We start from the raw sequence: 22,368 nt of genomic DNA on the forward strand, positions 1-22,368 counted from the left end.
CGGGCCTGCGTCCGTCAGCGGGCCGCGGTCGGGTCGAGATCGGCGAGCCGGCCCCGGACGGCCACCGCCTCCGGCACGCCGAGCTCGGCGAAGATGTCGAGGGCGGCCCCCCACCGGGCCCGAGCGGCGTCGTCGTCGCCACGGAGCACGTCGGCCAGGCCCAAGCCGTCGAGTGCGAGTGCCTGCTGGTAGCGGTCGCCGGACTCCTCCGCGATCGTGAGGGCCTCGTGGTGCCGCGCGGCCGCTTCGGTGGTGCGGTTGAGCGCGTGCAGGACCCGGCCGAGGTCGTTGAGGCACTCTGTTTCGCCGCCGCGGGCGCCGGTCCGGCGGAAGAGGTCGAGCGCCTCCTCATGTCGGGCGAGGGCGCCGGCCCAGTCGCCCGTGCGCGCGAGGACGAGCCCGATGTTGCCCAGCGCGTTGGCCTCACCGCGGGTCCCGCCGGTCTCGCGGTGGGCCTGGAGTGCCTCGCGGAGGTGGTCGAGCGCGTCGAGGGGCCGGTCGGCCTCGATGAGCAGCAGTCCGAGGTTCGTCAGGATGTGCGCGACGGCGGACCGGTTGCCGGTCGCCCGGGCCTGCTCGAGGGCCTCGCGGAAGGAGCGCTCGGCCAGCGACCAACGGCCGGTCTGACCGCCGACGATGCCCAGGTTGATGAGCGCGCTCGTCACGCCGCTGTGGTCGCCGGCGGCACGATAGAGCGCCAGCGCGGCTTCGAGATGGGCCTGGGCGTCGTCCCACCGGCCGAGGTGGAGGTCGACGAGGCCCAGGCCACCGACCGCCCGTGGGCCCACGTAAGGGCCCTCCACCTCGCTCTCCACCACGAGGGCCTTGTGCATGAGCTCGTCGGCGGAACGGTAGCGACCACGGTTGAAGTCGTTGAGCCCGAGATCGTTGAGCGCGCGCGCCTCCGCCGCGCGGTCGCCGGACTCGACCGCGGCGTCGAGGGCCAGCCCGTTGAGCCGCTCGGCGTCGGCGAACAGTCCACGGACCACCAGGTGCCGCTGGAGGACCGCGGCGACCGAGATCGGGTAGGCCGGCCAACCGTTGTCGAGCGCCCAGCGGGCGGCCGCGAGCAGGTTGGGCAGCTCGGCGTCGAGCAGCGCCGTCGCCCGCGCCGGGTCGTGGACGTCCGGGACCGCCGTCGAGGGCCGTATCTGGCGCGGTCGCCGGAACCGCTCGTGCGGATACAGCTCCTCGCAGGCGAGCCAGGCGGCGTAGCGGTAGTGCTCCAACAAGCGCCGCGGCGCCGCCGCCCGTTCGTCGGTCGACTCGATCCGCCCGGCCAGCTGGGCCGCGTACGCGCGCACCAGGTCGTGCATCTCGTAGCGCTCCGGGCGGGGCTGGCGCAGCAGGTTCGCCTCGAGCAGCCCGGCCAACAGCCGGTGCGCCGCATGGGGCGCCGCATCGGCCAGGGCCGCGGCCGCGAGGGCGTCGATGTCCGGCCCCATGTGCAGCCCGAGCAGCCGGAACATTCGCCGTCGATCGTCGTCCAGCTGCAGGTAGGACATCTCTATCGCCGCGGTCACACTCCGGCTGCCGGCGTCGAGCTCACCCAGCCGCTGTTGGTGGTCGCGCAACCGGGCGGTGAGACTGCCGGGCGTCCAGCCCGCTCGACCGCGCAGGCGGGCGCCGGCGATGGCGATCGCCAGCGGCAGGTGTCCACAGAGCCGGGTGATCTCGGCGAGCTCCGCGGTCGGCGCGGCGCTGCCGCTGACCCGCGCCAGCAGCGCCGCCGCCTCGTCCGGGGCGAACGGGTCGAGTGGCACCGGCTCGGCGTCGTCGAGCCCCGGGAGCTGGATGCGGCTGGTGACGATCGTGAGGCAACCCGGCGTCCCCGGGAGCAGCGGGATCAACTGGCGCTCGTCGGCCACGTTGTCGAGCAGGAGCAGGACGCGTCGACCCGCGAGCGTGGTGCGCCAGAGGGCCGCCCGGTCGTCCAGCTCCTCCGGCACCATCGCGCCCGGCACACCCAGCGCCCGCAGCATGCGGTCGAGTGCGTCGCCGGGCGCCATCGGAAGGCCGCCGGGCGTGAATCCGTGCAGGTCGACGAAGAGCTGCCCGTCGGGGAAATGTGGGCTCAACCGATGCGCGGCGTGCACCGCGAGCGCCGTCTTGCCGATGCCGGCCATGCCCTCGACGACGACCAGGCGGGGAGTGGACGGCGGTCCGGACGCGTCGCCGGGCCAGCCTGCCGTCAGGCGGGCCAGTTCGGGGCGCCGACCGGTAAAGGTGGCCAGGTCGGCCGGAAGCTGTCGGGGCCGCCCCGGCCCGCCGCGCCGATCCGGCGCGTCGCCGACCGGCCGGTCCGCGCCGGGGGTCGGCCCGCGCTCGACCGCGGCGGGCGAAGGGGGCGCCGGCGTGCCGAGCGTGGGGTCGTCGCGCAGGATCGCCCGGTGCAGTCCCCGCAGGTCGTCGCCCGGGTCGAGGCCGAGCTCGTCGGCGAGGGCGCGCCGGGCCCGGTCGTAGACCCCGAGTGCCTCGCCGGTGCGGCCGCCCCGGTGCAGCCCGAGCATCAGCGCGGCCACCAGCCGTTGGCGCTGGGGATGCGCGTCCACCAGCGACAGGAGCTCGTCAACGAGCTGCCGATGGCGACCGAGCCGGAGCAGGGCGTCGGCCCGATCTTCCGCCGCCAGCAGCCGCGCCTCCTCGAGATGCCCGCAAAGCCGGAGGCGGATCGGGTCGGTGGTGACGCCGGCCAACGCCGGTCCGCGCCACAGCGCGAGCGCCTCACCCAGCAGCGCGGCCTCCTGCTCCGCCGATCGCGTGGCGCGGGCACGCGCGACGAGGTCGCGGAAGACGTGCGCGTCGACGGCCGCCCGGTCGGCCCGGAGCTGGTATCCGGACGGCTCGCCGATCAGCTCCGGATCGCCGTCGCCGGCCCGGTGGCCGTCGAACACCGCCCGGAGCCCGCTGACGTAGGTGTGGACCATGGCCCGCGCGCTGGCCGGTGGCCCGTCCGGCCACATGAGGTCGATCAGCCGCGACACCGGGACGAAATGGTTGACCTCGAGTGCCAGCACGGCGAGGAGGAAGCGCTGCTTGCGCGGGCCGAGGCTGACGGGTCGGTCGTCGACCGAGCCGGTCACGGGACCGAGCAGTCGGATCCGCACCAGGCGCCTCCGTCGGTCCCGGCCGCGGCGGCGGCGTGGCGAACGGCATGGAGAAAACGTGGAGCGGACGCGGAGCGTCCACCCTCACCGTACACACGACGGTCATCGATGTGTGACCGCGTGTGCGCACGGAGGAGGGGACAGTGCGAAGGACACGAGGAACTGTCGGGGGGAGACGGTTCGGGGCCGCGGCAGCCGCGGTGCTGGTCGGCCTGACGTCACCGGTGGTGGCCGCCACACCGCCGGACCCGGCCGCGGCCGCGGCCATGCGACCCGGGTGGGTCACAGAGCTGGAGTCCCGCCAACCCTTGCCCGGCGCCGTGCCGTGGCGCGGTTCGAGCGCGGCGCCCTTGGGCGCCAGCAAGCCGACGCCGACCCCCGAGGTGGCCTTCCCGGCGGCCAACCGCTGGGAGGTCCGGCTCGGCGCCGCCGGCGTCGCCGCCGCGCCGACCGGCGCACGGGCGGCCGCCAAGCCGACGGTCCGGGTGGCCGCCAAGGCGGGCGACACCGCCGGCCGACCGCTGCGCATCGACGTGCTCGACCGGGCGACGGCCCAGCGGGCCGGCATCTCCGGTTACGCCTTCACGGTGACCGACCTGGGGGAGTCGCGGGCGAAGCTGCCGGCCACCCTGTCGGTCGACTATGCCGGGTTCGCGGCGGCCTACGGGTCGAGCTATCCAGACCGGCTCCGCCTGCTCGCTCTTCCGGGGTGCGCGATCGCACAGCCACGGGCAACGGACTGCCGGCTCACTGGTCGCGCACTGCCCGCGCGCTTCGACCGGGCCACCTCGACACTGGTGGCCGACGTCGCGGACGTCGTGGCGGGTGGGGAGTCCGCGGTGTACGCGCTCGCCTCGGCGCCCGGCGGTGACGAGGGCACGTTCGCGGCCACACCGCTGTCGGTGTCCGGCCGGTGGCAGGTCGCGCCGGGCTCGGGCGAGTTCAGCTACTCCTACCCGATCTCGGTGCCGGCGCCGGCTGGCGGCAGCCCACCGTCGGTCGGCCTGGGCTACTCGTCCGGCGCGATCGACGGGCTCACGGTGGCAAGCAACACCCAGGCCTCGCCGACCGGGCTGGGCTGGTCCGACTTCGCCAACGCGTTCATCGAGCGCCGCTACGAGCCCTGCTACGTCGAGGTGAAGACCAGCGACCTGTGCTGGAAGGGTGACAACGCCACGATCTCGCTGGCGGGCATCTCCGGGCCGCTGATCCCCAAGAACGACGCGGGCACGGAGTGGGTCGTGCAGTCCGATCCGGGCTGGCGGATCCAGCGGCTCACGGGGGCGCCCTACACCACGATCCACCAGGGTCAGCACTGGAAGGTCACCGGTCCGGACGGCACCGTCTACTTCTTCGGTTACGGCCACATGCCGGGGCAGCAGACCAACTCGATCCTGGCGGTGCCGGTGCTCGCCGACCACGCCGGCGAACCCTGCCGCGGCCGCAACGACACGGTCGGCGGCTGCGACCAGGGCTGGCGGTGGTATCTCGACCGCGTCGTCGACCCGGACGGCAACGTCTCGTCCTTCGTGTACGACCGCGAGACCAACCACTACAACACCGTCGGCGGCATCGGTGGCAACAAGCCCTACCACCGCGGCGCGCTGCTCAAGGAGATCTACTACGGCGGCCGTGACTGGGACTCCGCGAACTATGCCGGCCGGGTGGTCTTCGAGCTGCAATGGCGGTGCGGGTTCCTGGTGCAGAACTGTCCGGAACCGGTTCCCAACGCGGGGACTGCGGCGTTCCCCGACGTTCCTTCGGACCTGATGTGCACGGCCGACGCGGCCTGCACCGTCTACGCGCCCTCGTTCTTCCTGACCAAGCGGTACGCGGCCGTGCGGTCGGAGGTCCGGATCGGCACGGTGTGGGAGAAGGTCGCCCAGCACAACCTCTATCACAGCTTCGGCACCGGGGCGGACGGCGTGGCCCGCAAACTCCAGTTGGAATCGATCCAACAGGCCGGCATCGCGTTCGGGAAGCTCAACGCGTATCCGCACACGAGGTTCACCTACAAGTGGAAGGACAACCGCGCCGACCACGACGCGAACATCCCCAAGGCGATGCGGCACAACCGGATCGACACCATCACCAACCCGTTCGGCGCGCGGACCACGGTGACGTACGGCAGCAACCGGTTCTGCGACCAGAACTACGACCCGCACCCGCGCTGGGACGAGAATGTGCGGGACTGCTTCCCGCAGCGGGTGGTCGACGGTGACTTCAGTCGCACCGGTGTCTTCCACAAGTACCTCGTCTCGTCCGTCACCGAGCTGCCGGGCGACGGGACGCTGCTGACCACGGCGTACAACTACGAGGGCGACCCCGCCTGGGCCTTCGACTCCAGCGCGTTCGCCCGGGACGAGGACGAGTTCGGCTGGTCGGCCTGGCGCGGTTACGGCACGGCGACGATAACGAGGGGTGACGCGAAGACCCGCCTGCGGATCTTCCGCGGCTGGGACCAGGACCCGATCCTGAAGAAGGACGGCGACGACTGGGTGCCCCTCGAGAAGCGCGACGTGACGGTGACGACGTTCGACGGACAGACCTCGTTCCGGGACCATCGCGCGTTGGCCGGCAAGACCCTGGAGGAGGAGCAGTACGGCACCCGGGCCGACGGTTCGGGCAAGGTGCTGCAGAGCCGCCGTTACGGCTACGAGCGCCGGACCACCCACCAGGCCGAGGACTACCTCTACGCGGCGGAGTGGGTCGGTCAGACGTCCACTATGGAGACGGTGCACGCGTCCGCCACCGCGAGCCGGCAACGGCGCAGCACCACGACGTACAACGCCCACTTCCAGCCGACCAGCGTCCACGAGGAGGGCTGGCTCGACACCGGCGGCGACGAACGCTGCACCATCACGACCTACGCCGACAACCCGGCGCTCGGGATGTTCAACTATCCGGCGGTCAACAAGAGGGTCGCGGGCGGCTGTGACTCGGCTACGGTCCTCACGCTCGCGGAGACCTACTACGACGGAAGCACCACGCTCGGCGCCGCGCCCCAACGTGGCAACCCGACCCGCCAGCGCACCCAGGTGGAGGCCGGCCGGTGGAGCGTCGTGGCGACCGAGTACGACGCGCTGGGGCGGGCGACCAGGGTGACGGACCCCACCGGAGCGGTGAGCACGACGGCGTACGCGGTGGCGGCGGGCGGCAAGAGTGCCCACGCCGCTGTGCGGACGACGATCACCAACGCCTTGGGACACACCGCCACCACCGAGTGGCACCCGCAGTTCGGCGTGCCCAAGCGGGAGGTCGACGTCAACGGCCGGATCACCGACTACAGCTACGACGAGTTCGGCCGGCTGACCGCGGTCTGGCTGCCGACCGAGCCGTTGGCGTTCGCGGAACCCTCGATCAAGTTCGCGTACGACGTGCCGCGCCGAACGGTGCGGACCCAGCGGCTGGTGTCCGAGGAGCGGTGCTGCGAAGGGGCGCGATTCGAGGACTCCTGGGTGGTCTACGACGGGCTGTGGAGGGAACGCCAGACGCAGCTGTTGTCACCCGTCAACGGCTACACGATCGTCTCCGGGCAGACCTACGACGACCAGGGCCGGGTCCGTGACGAGATCGCCGAACAGGCGGTGGCGACGACGCCGGGCTCCTACATCGGCAGCACGACGTGGCAGAACCTGACCCGGCACCAGTACGACGAGCTGGGTCGGACCCTCCGCACCGAGCGGTTCCACGGTTCGACGCCGTACGCGACGACGAGGACCGCCTACGGCCTCGACACGGTCACGGTCACCGGACCGGACGGCCGCCAGGCCCGCGAGCAGGTCGACGGGCTCGGTCGGCGGATCGCCGCGGCCGAGCACGACGGGCAGGGCTGGGCGGCCAGCACCTACACCTACGACCTGGCCGACCGGCTGTTGACCGTCAAGGATCCGGCGGGCAACCAGATCGGCTACAGCTACAACCTGGCGGGCTGGCGGACCGGCCAGTCCGATCCGAACCGCGGCGGCGCGCTGTTCGGCTACGACGACGCCGGCCGGCAGACCGTCGTCGCGGACGGCCGGGGCACGATCGTCACCAGCTACGACGGGCTGGGTCGCACGACGCAGCGCCGCGCGGGCTCGGCCACCGGGCCGCTGCTCGCATCGTGGAGCTACGACACGGCGGCCGGCGGCAAGGGCCAGCCCCATCGCGTCACCACCCATACCGCCGAGGGTGACTGGGTCTCCGAGGTGGCGGGCTATGACGACAAGGGCCGTCCGACCGGTACGCGGATAACAGTGCCCGCCGGGATTCCCGGTCTGTCCGGCACGTACGCCTACGGCCAGTCCTACGACCGCGCCGACCGGGTCGTCCGGCAGACGTTGCCGGCGATCGGTGGACTGCCGGCCGAGGAACTGGTCACCGATTACAACAGCCTGGGGCTGCCGACCCGGCTGGCGGGGCTGACCGAGTACGTGTGGAACGTGGGATACGACGATCGCGGACGCAAGACCTCGGTCGGCATCGGGCCGCGACCGGGCGGCGGCACCTGGCTGGCGCGGCGCTGGACGTACGACGACGACCAGCGCGCCAGCGGCACCGAGACGTACCTGGCCGGCTCCGCGGCGCCGAACGGGATCGTCGCGGCCCACACGATGTCGTTCGACCGCACCGGCAACGTGACCGAGAACCTGACCCGGCTGCACGACAAGAGCTGGCGCGAGTGCTACGGATACGACGCGCGGAGCCGGCTCGTCACCGCGCACACGGTCGACTCGACCACCTCGTGCGCCGCGGGCCAGGCCGGCACCGGGGCCCAGCCGTACGCGCACACCTATCGATACAGCGTCGACGGCCGGATGCTCGAGCGGGTGGAGGACGGCGTCACGACCGGCTACACCTATCCGGCGACCGGCGCCGCCCGCCCACACGCCCCCACCAAGGTCGGCGCCGACAGCTACAGCTGGAACGGCGTGGGGGCGTTGACCAGCCGGACGGTCGGCGGCCGCACCGAGACCCTCGGCTGGGACGTGCAAGGCCGGCTCGCCTCGGTCTCCGGACCGGGCGGGCGGACCGCGTACGTCTACGACGCCGAGGGCCAGCGGCTGCTGCGGCGCACGCCCGACGGTCGGGCCACGCTCTACCTGCCGGGTCACGAGGTCACCGCGAACGCCGCCGGCACCTCGGTGACGGCCGTGCGCACGTACACCTTCGAAGGCCAACTGGTCGCCACTCGCGGACCGGGTGGTGTGCAGTACCCGGCCTCCGCACCGGGTGGCTCGGTCGAGCTGGCCGCCACCTCCGGCACCACACCGACAGCGACACGCGCCTACACCCCGTACGGCCGGGTCCGCGCCTCGAGCGGTGGACTCGACACGGAGCGGGGGTTCCTGGGCCAGTTCGCGGACGCGTCGACCGGGCTGTCGTACCTCAACGCGCGGTACTACGACGCGACGATCGGGGTCTTCGTCTCGGCCGATCCGTTGTACGACACCGCGCGACCGAAGACGCAGAACCCGTACGCCTATGGGGTCAACAACCCGACCACCTACGCGGACCCCAGCGGCACGTACTCGGCGCAGATGTGGGGCTTGGAGCGGCAGAACGCCCAGTTGCGCGCACAGAACAAGGAGCTGGTCGCGCACATCGGCCGCCTCGGCAACCACATCGAGGACCTGCAGGGCATCATCCGCAAGCAGCAGAAGCAGATCAACCAACTGCTGTCCTACGTGGCGGCGCTGGAGGCGGAGATCTCCCGGCAGGCGAGCATCATCCAGCAGCTCCAGGAGCGGGTCGCCTACCTGGAGCGGGTCGTGGCCGCTCAACGGCAGGAGATCAGCCGGTTGCGGCGGGTGGTCGCGCAGCAGGCGGGCATCATCCGGTTCCAGGCCCGGGTGATCCGCTGGCAGGCCGGCGTCATCACCTACCAGCGGGGCGTGATCGGCCAGCTGGTCGACCACGCGTTCCTGCCCGGCGCCCGCCAGGGCGTCCTCGACAGCATCGACAACTTCCGCGGCATCCCGTCGTGGGAGGGCTCGCGGGTGGAGTTCCTGGAGTGGAAGGGCCGCTGGCTCTGGATCAGCAGCGCGATCGGCCTGAAGTCGCACGAGGTCGGGAACATCATCGACGACCAGCTGGCGCAGGGAGTGAGCCGTGACTCGATCGACCGCGGGCTCGACTTCCTCTCGATGATGGCCATCACCACCCAGGGCGAGCAGGCGCGGATGGAGGCCCAGGCCGAGGTCCTGGGAATCCTCAGCGACCACTACGCGCAGATGGAGGAGGACGCGAACGACGCGCTCGGCTTCATCATCGACACGGGCTGCTTCGCCGCCGGCTGGTTCCCCGGCCTCGGCGAGGTCTCCAACGTCGCCTGTTACGGGGAGGACGCCTACAGCTACTTCAACGGTTGACCGGAAAGCGGGCGGCGCGGGTTCTCCGCGCCGCCCTCGCCCGGTCAGGTCACCGGTTCGCCGCTCGAGTACGACATCCGGCGCAGCTCGCCCTCGCGGTTGCCGACGTAGAGCTCGTGGCCCTGGCCGGCGCTCACCCGCAGCGGGGTGGTGCCGGGTTCCATGTGCCGCTCCACCTTCAGCGACGTCGTGTTGATCATGTCGACGCCGCGGTCCGTGCCGGCGAAGAGCACGCCCGCCGTCTTGTCGAGGCTGAGCGACCACACGCCGTACGTGTTGATGGTTTTCACGTGCTGTTTCGTGGACTTGTCGAAGACCATGACGCTCGGGTGCACGCCGCCACCGCCCAGGTTGCCGACGTAGACGTGCTTGTCGTCCACCGCCACCGAGCGGGGCTGCGTCGCGGTCGGGATCTCGACCTTCGGCTGCACCGTGACCTTGACCCCGTTGTCGTTCAGGATGCCCAGCGCGTTGACCTTCGGGTCGTACGACTTGTTGTTCATCGCCAGGTAGACCGTGTTGGTCTTCTCGTCGACGGTGACGTCGACGGGACCGGGCCCGACGTGCACGGGCGCCAGCAGGGTGTCGGTCGCGCCGTCGATCAGCTCGACGCGCTCCCGGTACCAATTGGTGACGTACACCCGGTTGATCCTGGTGTTGACCGCGATCTCGCCCGGCCCCTGCGTGATCGGGATCGTCGCCTTGACCGTGAGGCTGTCGAGGTCGATGACCGCCACGCTGTAGCTGAGTGGGCCGTTGTTGACCAGGTAGAGCTTGCGGGTGACCGGGTTGACGGCCATCGAGGTCGGTTCATGGCCGACCGGGATCCGCTTGATCTCCCGCAACGTCTTCCGGTCGAGCACGACCAGTTCGCCCATGGTCGGCTGGCCGTGTGGGTCGTCGTCGGGGTGGTACGAGTGCGTCACGTAGACCCGCGCGGCATCGTGCACGACCGTCGACGCGCCGGTGTGGGTGCCGGCCGGTGTGGCGCCGAAGGTGAGCGTCCGGTCCGGGTAGGCGGCCTGCTCGGACGAGGTGGCGATCTCCTCCAGCTCCTCCTGGGTGAGCTCGGCCGGGCTCTCGTCGTCGTTCGTCGCGACCGGCCGGCGGAAGTCGAGGTGGTGCCAGTCGTCGTGGTCCTCGAGCACCTGCATCTCGGTGCCGGCGGGCTGTTCCTGGACGTCGTCGGTGCCGTCCGCGACCGTCGTCTCGCACATGTAGTCGGCACCGGCGTGGATGACCTTCTCGCCGGTCAACCCGCGCTGGATCACCGTGCCCGGCTTGTCGTCGCCGGCCGTCGGCGACTCGATGGTGCCGTTCTTGCCGGAGAACACGCAGATGCCGCCGAGGTCGCCGTTGATGTCCTCGTCGACATGGGCGTCGGGTTCGAGCACACCGTCGTTGTCGAGGTCGTCGTCGTCGAAGTTCCAGTTCAGCGGCCGGCCGGTGCCCCACTGCTGGATTCCCGAGGCATACCACGAGGTCTGTACGCCGTCGTCCTGGATGCCGGTGGCCTCGTCGAGGTCCGACTGGTCGAGGTCGGGGTGCGCGCCGAGCGAGAAGTCGAGCCGGTTGCCCGGCATCAGCCCGTACGGGAATGCGTAGTTCATGATGCTGATGTAGTTCGGCTTGAAGTTGCCGTCCTCGGCACCACCGTGGTGAAGACCGAGGCTGTGGCCCAGCTCGTGCATGAACGTGGCCGCCTGGCCCTCCGGCTTGCCGATGTTCCCGTTCACGTTGCCCAGGCTGATCATGAAGTCCTTGCCGAACCCGGGCGCGAGGCCGGCGTAGTCGTCGTTGGTGCTGTGCAGCTTGTGTGCCCACAGCACATAGTGGACCCACGGCCGCCACTCGTCGCGCAGCTTGTCGGTCCCGCCGAAGTTGTTCCCGTTGAGGTTCGACCCGTCGCGGATGTCGCTGAAGTCCGCGTAGATGTCCTTTTCGGACGTGCTGATCGTGTTCTCGTGCGGTAGCTGGTCACCGGGCAACGTCACCAGCACGATGCCGCCTGTGCCGGCGCCCGGCGAGCCGGGGAACGGGCACTTGGACGTCGGCGGCAGCGGCGCGTTGTGGAAGGCGTTCTTCACCAGCTGGAACATCGCGTCCGCGGGCTTGTGCACGTGGCCGCCGTCGTCGGCCATCCAGTCGTTCTTGGTGAGGATGGTCCGGCGGCACGGGCCGAACCCGTACGGCGCCGGTGACAGGCTCAGGTTGCCGAACCTGTCGTAGACGCCGCGGCGTTCGACGGTGTTGGGAATGCCGTCGGCGTCGACGTCAGGGCTGCCGCCAACCGCGAGGAAGTCGCCGCTGTCGAAGCCCGTCCCGTCCAGCCAGAAGACCTCTTGGCTGGCGCGATCGAAGATGTGGATGTCGCCGCCCGCGTCCTCGGCCACCAGCACCTCGTCGTAGCCGTCGCCGTCGACGTCACCGGCGGCGAAACCGTCGTGCTCGTCGTACGAGGTGTCGACGATCTGCCCTACTGGTTGGAAGCTTCCGCCACCTACGACCGGTGCGCCGCGGTAGGCGAAGATGTCGACGTCGTGCCCGACATCACCGGCGATGAGCACCTCGACGTCACCGTCGCCGTCGACGTCGCCCAGCGTGAACGCGTCGTCGGCGTTGAAGCCCGTGTCGAAGAACCCGGTGACGAACTCCGATCCGTCCATCCGGCGCACGTAGAGGTCGCCGTTGCCGTCGCCGACGTACATGATCTCTTCGACGCCGTCACCGTCGAGGTCGCCGGCGGCCAGCATGTCGTGCTCGTCGAAGTTGGTGTCGAACCTCGAGAGCAGGTCGCCGAACTCGTTGTAGACCTCGATGCCACCGTCCTCGTCGCCGGCGATGATGATCTCTTCGACGCCGTCGCCGTTGAGGTCGCCGGTCGCGAGGTCGTCGCCCTCGTTGGCGTACGCCGCGAACGGATCGCGACCGACGCCCTCGTTGAAGACGGTGACGCCGCCGGTCGCCGTGCCCATGACGACGACTTCCTCGACGCCGTCACCGTCGACGTCACCGGTGACGAGCTGGTCGTCGCCGTTCATGAACGTCGGGAAGCGGTCGACGGAGTCGTTGCTGTCGGCCGCGTAGACGTTGACGAAGCCCTCGTTGTCGCCCGCCTGATAGATGAGCGCACCGTTGGGAAGCGACGTCACCGCCGCCTGCGCGCCGACCGGCCATGCGACCAGCAGCGCCGACGCGACGCCCGCGACGGTGCCGACCGCCAGGGCACGCCGGGCCGTACCCCTGCGCCTTCCGATGAATGTCATGCGGCTCAGCCTGCGACGGGCAGTGGTTCACCGGCCCGTGCCCGGTCGCGAACTGCCGGTCAATTGCCGGTCGCCGCTCGGTCAGAAGGCCGGCAGCACGGACCCCGCGTACTTGTCCTCGATGAACTTCTTGACCTCGGGCGAGTGCAGGAGCTTCTCCAGTTTGACGATCCGCGGGTCGTTCTCGTCGCCCGTGCGCACCACGACCAGGTTCGCGTACGGGTTGTTCTCGCCCTTCTCCAGCGCCAGCGCGTCCTTGGCCGGGGTCAGGCCCGTCTCGATCGCGTAGTTGCCGTTGATGACCGACGCCGCGGTGTCCTCCAGGCTGCGGGGCAGTTGCGCGCCCTCCAGCGCCTCGAACTTCAGGTTCTTGGGGTTCGACGCGATGTCCGCCTCGGTGGCCTTGACGCCCGCGCCGTCCTTGAGCGTGATGATGCCGTTGGCGGCCAGCAGGTTCAGCGCCCGCCCCGAGTTCGACGGGTCGTTGGGTATGGCGACCACGCCATCGACCGGCAGATCGGCCACGCTGCCGACCTTCTTCGAGTAGAGGCCGAGCGGCTCGATGTGCACCGGCTTCAGCGCCGTGAATTCATAGCCCTTCGAGGCAACTTCCTCGGAGAGGTACGGGACGTGCTGGAAGTAGTTGGCGTCCAGCTGCTTGTCCTGCAGGGCCACGTTGGGCTGGATGTAGTCGTTGAACTCGACGATGTCGAGCTTGAGTCCCTCGGCCGGCGCGAGCTTGTCCGCGACGTACCGGAGGATCTCGCCGTGCGGCACCGGGCTGACGCCGACCTTGAGCGGCGCGTCGGCGGAAGAGGCGGCGGAGTCCGAGCCACAGGCGGCCATGCCCAGCCCCAGGACGAGACCGGCGGTGGCGAGGACGGTGGCGATGGTGCGACGCACGATGAGTGCCTTTCTACTGGTGTGACAAACGCCGGGCGACGAAGTCGCCGAGCATCTGGGCGAGCTGCACGAACACGACGAGCAGCACGACGGTGGCGATCATGACTTCGGTCTCGAAGCGCTGGTAGCCGTAGCGGATGGCCAGGTCGCCGAGCCCGCCGCCGCCGACCACGCCGGCCATCGCCGAGTAGCCGACCAGGGCGATCACGGTGATCGTGAGGCCGGCGACCAGGCCCGGGCGCGCCTCGCGGAGCAGCACCTTGACGACGATCTCGCGGCGGGAGGCGCCCATCGCCCGCGCGGCGGCGATCACGTCGCGGCTGACCTCGCGGATCGCGGTCTCCACGATGCGGGCGTAGAACGGGATGGCGCCGACGACCAGCGGCACGATGGCGGCCGAGGTGCCGATCGTCGTGCCGACCACGGCCCGGGTGAACGGGATGATGGCGACGAGCAGGATGATGAACGGCAGCGACCGTCCGATGTTGACGATCAGGCCGAGCAGCGCGTTGACCGGGCGAGCCGCGAGCAGGCCGCCGCGGTCGGTCAGCACCAGCGCGACGCCGACCAGCAGGCCGCCGACGGCGGTCAGCAGCGTGGCGACCAGCACCATGTAGGCGCTCTCCTTCGTCGCCTCCCACAGCAGCGGGAACATCTCGGTCCAGGTCACGGGTGCACCTCCACGGCGACGGCGCCGGCGCGGAGCTGCCGCACCGCCGCCTCGTTCGCCGACGGCGGGCCGGGCAGCGCGATCCGCAGCCGGCCCGCGCGCCCGCCGGCCAGCGTCTCGACGGCACCATCGAGCAGGCGTACGTCGACGTCGTGCGCGCGGGCGACGTCGGAGAGCAGCGTGCCGTCGCCGACGACCGTCAGGTCGACGACCGTGGCGCCGGGGAGGTCCGGCGGTGGTCCGAGCCGGAAGATGCCGCGGGCGAGCGCCGAGTCGGGCCGGGCCAACAGCTCGTGCACCGGGCCCGCCTCGGTGATCCGGCCGTCACTCATGATCGCCACCGAGTCGCAGATCCGCTTGACGACCTCCATCTCGTGCGTGATCAGCAGGATGGTCAGGCCGAGGCGCTGGTTGAGGTCACGCAGCAGCGCCAGGATCGAGCCGGTCGTCTCGGGGTCGAGCGCCGAGGTCGCCTCGTCGGAGAGCAGCACCTTGGGCTCGCCGGCCAACGCCCGGGCGATCCCGACGCGCTGCTTCTGACCGCCGGAGAGCTGCGCCGGATACGCGTCGGTGCGGTCGCGCAGGCCCACCAGGTCGAGCAGTTCCGCGACCCGGGCCGCGCGTTCCCGCCGTGGCACGCCCATCACCTCGAGCGGAAAAGCGACGTTCCCGGCGGCGGTACGCGACGACAGCAGCGCGAAATGCTGATGGATCATGCCGATCCGCTGCCGGGCGGCCCGCAGGCCGGTCTCGTTGAGCGCGCCGAGGTCGACGCCGTCGACGGTCACGGTCCCGGCGTCGGGCCGTTCGAGCATGTTGACGCAGCGCAGCAGCGTGCTCTTACCGGCGCCGCTGCGCCCCAGCACGCCGAAGACCTCGCCGGCGCGCACGGTCAGGTCGACACCGGCCACGGCGGCGACCTCGCCACCACGGCCCCGGTACGTCTTGCGTAGACCGTCGATGCGGATCACGGTGGGGTTCGCCGTCCTGACTTCTGGAGACACGGTCGTGGACCCGCGTGATGCGGATCCACGACCACTCACCGTGCAGCCTGGAGGCGGTTTCACTCAACCGAACGTGAGCAAACCCACATATCCTACTAGTTAGGTGCAGTATCAGCGGCCTCATCCGTCACGGTGCTGCCAACGCCTCCGTCGGGGAGAGCCGGGCGGCCCGGATCGCGGGGTACAGCCCGGCGACGCCACCGATCAGCACGGTGGCCGCCAGCCCGCCGGCCGTCGCCCAGCCCGGCACCGTGGTCGGCCAGTGCTGGTAGGCCGCGTACCCCGTGGTCACCAGGACCCCGAGCAGGATCCCGCCGACGCCGCCGAGGGCGGACAGCAGCAGTGACTCGGCCAGGAACTGGGTGCGGACCTGGCCCCGGGTGGCACCCAGCGACCGGCGCAGGCCGATCTCGCCACGCCGTTCGAGCACCGAGATGACCATCGTGTTGGCCACCCCGACGCCGCCGACCAGCAGGGCTACCGCGCCGAGGCCGAGCAGCAGCCCGGTGAACGCCGCGCCGGCCGCCTGCTGGGCGCGCAGCGCGTCGGACGGACGGGAGACGTCGACCTCGTTCGGCGCCTCGGGGTTCGCGGTCGGGCCGAGGACCGCGCGGACCGCCTCGACCTGGCTCTCGGCCGACCGGGTGTAGACCGTCGTCGGATGCCCGTTGAAGCCGAACAGCCGCTCGGCCACCGGCCAACCCATGATCGCGGCGCTGTCCAGGTTCTCGGCCAGGGCGACCGGCGCCAGGATGCCCACGACCACGAACCGCTCGCCGCCCACGATGATCTCGACCTCGGGCCCGGCCCGGCTGATCCCCAGCCGCCGCGCGGCCGCGTCGCCCAGCACCACCGCCGGATACTGTTGCGTGGCCTCGTTCAGCCACACTCCACTTCGGAGCGTCGCGGACACGGCCGCCGGCAGGTCGAGCCGGGCGGCATAGGTGGCCAGGCCGTTGGTCTGCGCCGCCGGGATGCGGTCCGACCGATAGACGCTTGCGCCCTCGACGACGCCGATCGCCGACGTGGACCGCACGGGCCCGATCCGCTCGATCATCGACTCCGCCGCCGGCGGCAGGCTGGCGTCCTCGCCGAAGATGGACTGGCCCGGGCTGACGGTCAGCAGGTTGGTGCCGAGCGCCGCGAGCTCCCGGTCGAGGTCCGCCCGCGACGACGACGAGATGCCGACCACCGCGATCATCGCCGCGATCCCGATCGCGATACCCAGCGCGGACAGCAGGGCCCGCGTCGGCCGGGTCCGCAGGCCCACGGCCCCGACCCGCACCACGTCCCGCAACCCCATCCGCGCCGGCGAAAGCCGCCCGGACCGCCCACGGCGCCGCACCGCCTCGCTCATGACGCCACCACCTCGCCGTCGTGCATGCGGATCTGGCGCGGCAGCTCGGCGGCGATGTCGCGGTCGTGGGTGATCACGACGACGGTGGTGCCGCCGGCGTGCAGGTCACGCAGGAGCGCCAGCACCCCGGCGCCGGCGGCCGAGTCGAGGTTGCCCGTCGGCTCGTCGGCGAGCAGGACGGCCGGCTCGCCGACCACGGCCCGGGCGATCGCCACCCGCTGCCGCTCTCCGCCCGACAGCTCGTGCGGCTCGTGGTCGAGCCGGTGGGCCAGGCCGACCCGGTCCAGGGCGGCGGCCGCCCGGCGGCGGCGTTCGGCGCGCGCCACCCCGGCGTACAACAGGCCGTCGGCGACGTTGTCCAGCGCGCTGACACCGGGGGCCAGGTGGAACTGTTGGAACACGAAGCCGATGCGGCGGGCGCGCAGCGCGGACAGCTGCCGGTCGGAGAGCCGGGACACCTCGTGCCCGTCGATGGTGACCGAGCCCGCCGTCGGGGCGTCCAGCGTGCCGAGCAGGTGCAGCATCGTCGACTTGCCCGAGCCGGACGGCCCGACGATGGCGACCAGCTCCTGCGTGCCCAACGACAGGGTGACGTCGCGCAACGCCGTCACGCCGCCGGGATAGACCTTCGAGACGTCGCGCAGTTCGATCATTTCGGCATCCCCACGGTGGCGCCCTCGACGATCCCGTCGCCGCTGACCTCGACGCGGCCGCCGGCGAAGAGCCCGGTCTCGACGCGGGTGTAACGGCTCGTCGCCCCCGATACCAGCTCGACGCCGTAGCCACCCTCGGCCAGTGCCACCAACGCGGCCACCGGCACGGTCAGCACGTCCTCGTGCTGCGCCGCCGTGAAGGTCACCTCGACCGCCGCGACGTCGAGGCCGGCGCCCGCCTTCCCGTCCGTCAACGACACCTGCGCCTCGATCTTGGTCTCCGGCTCGCCGTTGGGGTCGTCGCTCGCCTCGATCACGGTGTAGACCCGCCGCACCGCGCCGTCGACCCGCTTCCCGTCCGGCAGCTCCACGGAGACCGCCGTGCCCTTCCGGGCCAGCCGCTGCTCGCCGATGTCGAGCTGCACGGTGATCACCCGGCTGGTCCCGGTGTACGCCAGCACCTCCTGCCCCGGCCCCGCACCGCCGCCGAGCTTCGCCGTGACGCTGTCGACCCGGATCGCGGCCGGCGCGAAGACGACCCGGCCCAGCTCCACCCGCCCGGTCTCCGCGACGCCGAGATCCTCCTGCCACTCGCGCACCGCGGACGCCGTGGCCGAGGTGTAGGAGTCGTCGGCCGTGAACCCGTCGTAACCGAGGGCCCGCAGGTTGGCCTCCAGCTGCCGCACGTCGGCGCCCTCGTCGCCCGCCCCGAGCGCCCGGTACGCCGGCAGCCCGCCGTACAGGAGCACCACCGGGTCGTCGTCCACCCGATAGATCGGCTTGCCACGGGCGATGACCGACCCGGCGTACGGCAGGGAGGTGACCGTGCCGGCCAACCGCCCCGTCAGCGCCGTCGTGTCCCCGTAGCCGAGCGTGCCGTCGACGCTCTGCGTGTCGTCGAGCGTCTCCCGCGTCACGGTCGCCGTCGCGGGCGGCCCTTCCGCCGCCGGCGCGCCCTCTGAGCCGGAGCCCGACCCGAAGCCGATCGTGGCCGCGGCCGCGGCGCCGACTGCGAGCACCGTGACCGCCCCGCCGACGACCTTCGCACCGCGCCGCCCCGTCACTTCGGCTCTCCGAGCTTGTCCTCACACGCCTTCTGGGCCTTCTCGAAGTCCGGGTCCGAGCCGACCTTGCCGTCGATGCGGATGCCGGCCTCGTCGGGCGCCGGGTCCGGGAAGCTCTCGACGCCGTTCTCGCGCATGCACTGCGCGTGAGCCAGCATCCGCTCCCGCATCTGCGGGTCGGGCTTGCCCCCACCGGGCCCGGACGGCGCGTACTCCTTGCACGCCTCCTGCGCGGCCTCCACGTCGACGCCCTTGTCGGCGTTGATCCGCTGGCTGATCCGGCCGCCGTCGAACTCCGGATCCGGCATGTCGACACCGTGCTCGCGCATGCACTGCGCGAACTTCAGCGCCCGCTCCTGCATGTCCTCCAGCGGTGGTTCGCTGCTGCTCGCCGCCGCCGTGGGTGTGCCGCCGACCGAGGCGATCGAGCCGTCGTCACCACCGGCGCCGCCGCAACCGGCCAGCGCCAGCAGGAAGGCGATCGGGACCGCCGCGTACGCCGGGCGGAGCCTTCTCTTCATGACCTCTCCCCAGAACGGGCGGGCCGCCTGGACGCGACCCGCTGTGCCGGCGAAGTCAACGCCCCGGCCTGTTTCGGCGGCGCTTCCGAAACCGCTAACAGCGAAGAAACAGGTTGGCTCGGCACCATGGTGCGATGCGCATCCTGGTGGTCGAGGACGAACGGCTGCTCGCCGAGGCGATCGCCGAGTGGCTGCGCGACGACGCGCACGCGGTCGACGTGGCGCTCGACGGCGAAGCGGCGCTGGACCGGCTCGCCGTCAACGACTACGACGTGGTGGTGCTCGACCGCGACCTGCCGAAGGTGCACGGCGACGAGGTGTGCCGGGCCATGGTCGGCTCCGACACCACCGCCCGGATCCTGATGCTGACCGCGGCGGCCGAGGTCCATGACCGGGTCGCCGGCCTGTCGCTGGGCGCCGACGACTACCTGCCCAAGCCGTTCGCGTTCGCCGAGCTCGCGGCCCGGGTGCAGGCCCTGGGCCGGCGGGCCCGCCCCGCCCTGCCGCCGGTGCTGCGCCGGGCCGGCATCCTGCTCGACACGGCCCGCCGCCAGGTGTTCCGCGACGACCGCTACGTGCCACTGTCCAAGAAGGAGTTCGGCGTGCTGGCCGAGCTGCTGCGGGCGGAGGGCGCGGTGGTCAGCGCCGAGCAGCTGCTGGAGAAGGTCTGGGACGAGAACGCCGACCCGTTCACCTCGGCGGTGCGGCTGACGGTGTTGAAGCTGCGCCGCAAGCTCGGCGACCCGCCGGTCATCGAGACGCTGGCCGGAGAGGGGTACCGGATCTCATGAGACGCCTCACCCTGCGGACCAGGCTGACCCTGGTCTACGGCGGGCTGTTCCTGGCCGGCGGCCTCGTCGTGCTCGGCGTGACGCACCTGCTGGTGGAGCAGCAGATCCCCCGCGGCAGCTCCGTGATGGTCAAGAGCCAGGTCGGTCCGGGCGCCCCCGCCGACACGCTGTTCTTCCGGACCGCGGAGGGCCAGCAGATCCCGGCGGCCGATATGCCGGAGTTCGTGGCCGAGCAGCAGGCCCAGGTCCGCGACGAGGCGCTCACCTCGCAGGTCACGCAGGGCGGCATCGCGCTCGGTGTCGTGGGTGGCGCCGCGATCGGCCTCGGGTGGTTGATCGCCGGCCGGGTGCTGGCCCCGCTGCACCGGGTCACCGACACCGCCCGCCGGATCGCCCGCGGCGGCGACCAGAGCCTGCACGAGCGGATCGGCCTGCGCGGTGGCGACGACGACGTCAAGGAGCTCGCGGACACGTTCGACTCGATGGTCGAGCGGCTCGACCGATCGTTCGCGAGCCAGCGGCGGTTCGTGGCCAACGCGTCCCACGAGCTGCGTACCCCGTTGACGTTGAACCGGGCCCTGGTCGAGGTCGCGATGAACCGCCGTACCGCCTCGCCGGACGTGACCCAGCTCGGCGAAACCCTGCTGGAGATCAACGGCCGCCAGGAACGGCTGATCAACGGCTTGCTGCTGCTCGCCCGCTCGGAGCACGAGGTGGTCGACCGGCGCGAGATCGACCTGGCCGACATCGCGACCCACGTGGTGGCGCAGTCGGCGCAGGAGGCGCGGGCGGCGTCGGTGACGTTGAGCGAGGCGGCCGGCCCGGCGCCGACCGTCGGTGACGCGGTGCTGCTCGAACGGCTCGCGCAGAACCTGGTCGAGAACGCGATCCGGCACAACCGGCCGGGGGGCTTCGCCCGGATCACGACGCGCGCCGTTCCCGGCGGCGGGACCGAGATCGAGGTGGCCAACACCGGTGCGGTGATCCCGGCGTACGACATCCCCGGTCTGTTCGAACCCTTCCGCCGGTTGGACGCGGATCGCCTGGTCACGGCCAAGGGCGCCGGTCTGGGGCTCTCGATCGTGCGCTCGGTGGCTCGCGCGCACGGCGGCGAGGCCACCGCCAGACCCAATCCGGGTGGCGGGCTGGTCGTCACCGTGCGACTGCCCGTGGTCCCGTCAACGGAACCGTAACGGGGCCGCGCAGAGGATGTCAGAGGACAACCTTCGCCCTATGATGGTCCAGGTTGGTGCTTGACCGAGCCGGTGCGGCGAGGTGGGAGATGACCGATCCGGACGTGGTGATCGCGGGGCGCTACCGCGTCGTGCGATCCCTGGGCGCCGGCGGCATGGGCCGGGTCTGGCTGGCCCGCGACGAGGTTCTCCACCGCGACGTCGCGGTCAAAGAGGTGCTGCTGCCGCGCTGGCTCGCCGCCGACGAGCAGGAGGAGCTGCGCCGCCGCACATTGCGCGAGGCGCGCGCGGCCGCCCGGCTGAGCCATCCGAGCGTGATCCGGATCTACAACATCGAGTACGACGGCGAACGGCACTGGATCGTCATGGAATACGTGCGATCCCGGTCGTTGCTGCAGGTGCTCCGCGACCACGGCGCGTTGCCGGTCGACGACGTGGCCGGCATCGGGCTGGCCGTCCTCTCCGCGCTCGACGCCGCCAACCGGGTCGGTGTGCTGCACCGCGACGTCAAGCCCAGCAACGTGTTGATCGCCGACGACGGGCGCGTCGTGCTCACCGACTTCGGCTCCGCCCTTCTCGACGAGAACGCCGGCGCGATCACGCACAGCGGGGTGATCGTCGGCACGCCGCAATACATCGCGCCGGAACGGGCCCGCACCGGCATCTCGACGCCCGAGTCCGACCTGTGGTCGCTGGGCGCGACGCTCTACCACGCGGTCGAGGGACGCGGGCCGTACGCCCGGCCGACCATCATGGAAACCCTGGTGGCGCTGGCCAACGAACGCCCCGACGCGATGACCCGGGCCGGTCCGCTCAGGCCGGTGATCGAAGGTCTGCTGCGCAAGGACCCGCGGGCCCGGCTGACACCCTCCGAAGTGGAGCGCCAACTGGCCCGGATCGCGGAGGGCCCGACCGTGCGCCTGTCGGGCGCCGCCGGGCGGGGCTGGCGGCCGCGGCGCTGGCAAGGGCTGGCGGCCGCCGCCACGGCGGCCCTCATGGTCAGCGCCGTCGCGCTCGCCGCCGACGCCGACGACGGGCGCGGCCGCACTCCGCCCGCCGTCACCGCGCCGACCGGCACGGGTGGGATGGCCGAGACCGAGCAGAGCCGGCTGCCCGCCGGCTACCGCTGGTGGTACGACCCCACCGGGATGCGGGTCGCCTACCCGGCGGGGTGGGAGATGCTCCGGGAAGGCTCCGACGCGATGCTCTTCCGGTCGCCCGACGACCGGCGGACGCTGCGGGTCCGCACGGGCGAGGACCCCAACGCCCCGCGCGGCTACCGGCTGGTTCGCGAGACGGCGACCGAAACGGACTACGTGTTCGAGGGAGCGTCCGGGCCCATGCGCGGGCGCGACCTCGTGGTCGACGCGCCGGGCCGCTCCTACCTCGTGCAGTGGCGCACACCGCAGGCCGACTGGCAGGCGAGCCTGCCCAGCTTGGACGTGATCACGCAGAGCTTCCGCCCGGCGGGCGGCTGAACCGGGAT

General features: G+C 71.7%; 13 protein-coding genes. 4 read left to right on the forward strand and 9 right to left on the reverse strand.

Annotated elements, in window-relative coordinates; translation table 11 throughout:
• Nucleotides 1-14 precede the first annotated feature (14 nt).
• Entirely contained in the window at nucleotides 15-3,107 is a 3,093-nt protein-coding gene (locus O7635_RS13900; RefSeq protein WP_278080825.1) for a BTAD domain-containing putative transcriptional regulator, read from the reverse strand.
• Between the two features lie 200 nt (nucleotides 3,108-3,307).
• Between O7635_RS13900 and O7635_RS13905 the strand changes: the two genes are divergently transcribed.
• On the forward strand, nucleotides 3,308-9,460 hold the full coding sequence (locus tag O7635_RS13905; RefSeq protein WP_278080826.1) for an RHS repeat-associated core domain-containing protein: 6,153 nt from the start codon (nucleotides 3,308-3,310) through the stop codon (nucleotides 9,458-9,460).
• Between the two features lie 44 nt (nucleotides 9,461-9,504).
• On the opposite strand, the gene O7635_RS13910 is transcribed toward O7635_RS13905, so the two are convergent.
• The 8 genes from O7635_RS13910 to O7635_RS13945 all read right to left on the reverse strand — a co-directional run bounded on the left by O7635_RS13910 (nucleotide 9,505) and on the right by O7635_RS13945 (nucleotide 18,898).
• Complete coding sequence (locus O7635_RS13910; RefSeq protein ID WP_278080827.1) at nucleotides 9,505-12,726, reverse strand: FG-GAP-like repeat-containing protein; 3,222 nt, start codon at nucleotides 12,724-12,726, stop codon at nucleotides 9,505-9,507.
• Nucleotides 12,727-12,807: 81 nt separating this feature from the next.
• Nucleotides 12,808-13,629 carry a MetQ/NlpA family ABC transporter substrate-binding protein gene (locus O7635_RS13915; RefSeq protein ID WP_278080828.1) on the reverse strand — a complete coding sequence of 274 codons (822 nt, stop codon included), beginning with the start codon at nucleotides 13,627-13,629 and terminating at the stop codon, nucleotides 12,808-12,810.
• A gap of 13 nt (nucleotides 13,630-13,642) precedes the next feature.
• Entirely contained in the window at nucleotides 13,643-14,284 is a 642-nt protein-coding gene (locus O7635_RS13920) for a methionine ABC transporter permease (protein WP_347405333.1), read from the reverse strand.
• Between the two features lie 11 nt (nucleotides 14,285-14,295).
• Complete coding sequence (locus O7635_RS13925) at nucleotides 14,296-15,270, reverse strand: ATP-binding cassette domain-containing protein (RefSeq protein ID WP_278080830.1); 975 nt, start codon at nucleotides 15,268-15,270, stop codon at nucleotides 14,296-14,298.
• Between the two features lie 160 nt (nucleotides 15,271-15,430).
• Nucleotides 15,431-16,660, reverse strand: coding sequence for an ABC transporter permease (locus O7635_RS13930; RefSeq protein ID WP_278080831.1), 1,230 nt, complete (start codon nucleotides 16,658-16,660; stop codon nucleotides 15,431-15,433).
• Nucleotides 16,657-17,313: an ABC transporter ATP-binding protein gene (locus tag O7635_RS13935; protein WP_278080832.1), complete on the reverse strand. Its 657-nt coding sequence runs from the start codon at nucleotides 17,311-17,313 to the stop codon at nucleotides 16,657-16,659. The genes O7635_RS13930 and O7635_RS13935 overlap by 4 nt, the downstream gene beginning before the upstream one ends.
• Entirely contained in the window at nucleotides 17,310-18,377 is a 1,068-nt protein-coding gene (locus tag O7635_RS13940; protein WP_278080833.1) for a peptidoglycan-binding domain-containing protein, read from the reverse strand. The genes O7635_RS13935 and O7635_RS13940 overlap by 4 nt, the downstream gene beginning before the upstream one ends.
• Nucleotides 18,374-18,898, reverse strand: coding sequence for a hypothetical protein (locus O7635_RS13945; RefSeq protein ID WP_278080834.1), 525 nt, complete (start codon nucleotides 18,896-18,898; stop codon nucleotides 18,374-18,376). Before O7635_RS13945 ends, O7635_RS13940 begins: the two co-directional genes overlap by 4 nt.
• A 134-nt stretch (nucleotides 18,899-19,032) precedes the next feature.
• Between O7635_RS13945 and O7635_RS13950 the strand changes: the two genes are divergently transcribed.
• The 3 genes from O7635_RS13950 to O7635_RS13960 all read left to right on the forward strand — a co-directional run bounded on the left by O7635_RS13950 (nucleotide 19,033) and on the right by O7635_RS13960 (nucleotide 22,360).
• Nucleotides 19,033-19,689, forward strand: a complete 657-nt coding sequence (locus tag O7635_RS13950) for a response regulator transcription factor (RefSeq protein ID WP_278080835.1) — start codon at nucleotides 19,033-19,035, stop codon at nucleotides 19,687-19,689.
• On the forward strand, nucleotides 19,686-20,882 hold the full coding sequence (locus O7635_RS13955) for a HAMP domain-containing sensor histidine kinase (RefSeq protein WP_278080836.1): 1,197 nt from the start codon (nucleotides 19,686-19,688) through the stop codon (nucleotides 20,880-20,882). The genes O7635_RS13950 and O7635_RS13955 overlap by 4 nt, the downstream gene beginning before the upstream one ends.
• Before the next feature lie 89 nt (nucleotides 20,883-20,971).
• Nucleotides 20,972-22,360, forward strand: coding sequence for a serine/threonine-protein kinase (locus tag O7635_RS13960; RefSeq protein ID WP_278080837.1), 1,389 nt, complete (start codon nucleotides 20,972-20,974; stop codon nucleotides 22,358-22,360).
• Nucleotides 22,361-22,368: the final 8 nt, after the last annotated feature.

This window comes from Asanoa sp. WMMD1127 (assembly GCF_029626225.1).
Lineage (GTDB): Bacteria > Actinomycetota > Actinomycetes > Mycobacteriales > Micromonosporaceae > Asanoa.

What these genes read in the sequence shown, in the direction of transcription:
- O7635_RS13910 (WP_278080827.1), bottom strand. Translation starts at nt 12,726, where the DNA reads ATGACATTCATCGGAAGGCGCAGGGGTACGGCCCGGCGTGCCCTGGCG.
- O7635_RS13920 (WP_347405333.1), bottom strand. Translation starts at nt 14,284, where the DNA reads ATGTTCCCGCTGCTGTGGGAGGCGACGAAGGAGAGCGCCTACATGGTG.
- O7635_RS13930 (WP_278080831.1), bottom strand. Translation starts at nt 16,660, where the DNA reads ATGAGCGAGGCGGTGCGGCGCCGTGGGCGGTCCGGGCGGCTTTCGCCG.
- O7635_RS13935 (WP_278080832.1), bottom strand. Translation starts at nt 17,313, where the DNA reads ATGATCGAACTGCGCGACGTCTCGAAGGTCTATCCCGGCGGCGTGACG.
- O7635_RS13945 (WP_278080834.1), bottom strand. Translation starts at nt 18,898, where the DNA reads ATGAAGAGAAGGCTCCGCCCGGCGTACGCGGCGGTCCCGATCGCCTTC.
- O7635_RS13950 (WP_278080835.1), top strand. Translation starts at nt 19,033, where the DNA reads ATGCGCATCCTGGTGGTCGAGGACGAACGGCTGCTCGCCGAGGCGATC.
- O7635_RS13955 (WP_278080836.1), top strand. Translation starts at nt 19,686, where the DNA reads ATGAGACGCCTCACCCTGCGGACCAGGCTGACCCTGGTCTACGGCGGG.
- O7635_RS13960 (WP_278080837.1), top strand. Translation starts at nt 20,972, where the DNA reads ATGACCGATCCGGACGTGGTGATCGCGGGGCGCTACCGCGTCGTGCGA.